The organism is Lacrimispora brassicae, assembly GCF_054772055.1.
The window spans coordinates 1-599 of sequence record NZ_BRYH01000010.1 but is presented as its reverse complement, the minus strand read 5'-3'; the positions used below and the strand labels follow the sequence as shown (position 1 = coordinate 599).

Here is a 599-nt window from a genome sequence, read left to right as displayed (position 1 = left end):
GAAAATCTAACTCGTGGCACGCTCTCTCCTACTTTTGGAAACATCTGCTGCAAGTAGCCGAGCTTTAATTCCTTTAACCCCTCCAGCTTACGCTTATGTAGGGTGATAGTGTTGTCAAGATTATTGAATAGTAAACCAATTTGTAATTTTTCCTCTTCTGATTGAGGAAGCATCATCTTCCACTTATCTAATTTGGAGGTGCTAATGAATGGTTGGTCTGATCCGACAGCTTCTTTTAAAGTATATTTTACTATCTCTTTTTCCAGTAACACATAAGAAAAATTGACATCAATTTTTGTAATAAACTTTATTTTTCCGGCGCGCTGATACAATAGAGATTTATCCAAATTTCTAGGAATCTTTGATATTTTTAAGTTGCCACCAGTTATTGGCCTATTTAATCCAATAACTATATCGCCTTCATATAGTAAGAAATCAGAATATTCATTTCTAAAAGATTCTGGCAGATAGTTAAATTTAATGCTGTCTATTTTTCCATGTTGAATCGACTCTCCGTTAATAATAGCTACGCCATTATCAACGTAGTCTTGATATTTAAAAGCATAACCCGAGCATATTTTATAATAATCTGAAAACGT

1 protein-coding gene is annotated in these 599 nt (G+C 33.6%); it reads right to left on the bottom strand.

The annotated features are described in order from the left end of the window. Nucleotides 1–599: restriction endonuclease subunit S (locus tag ACYVD3_RS07835; RefSeq protein ID WP_460641961.1), on the bottom strand; the 599-nt coding region annotated here is incomplete at both ends.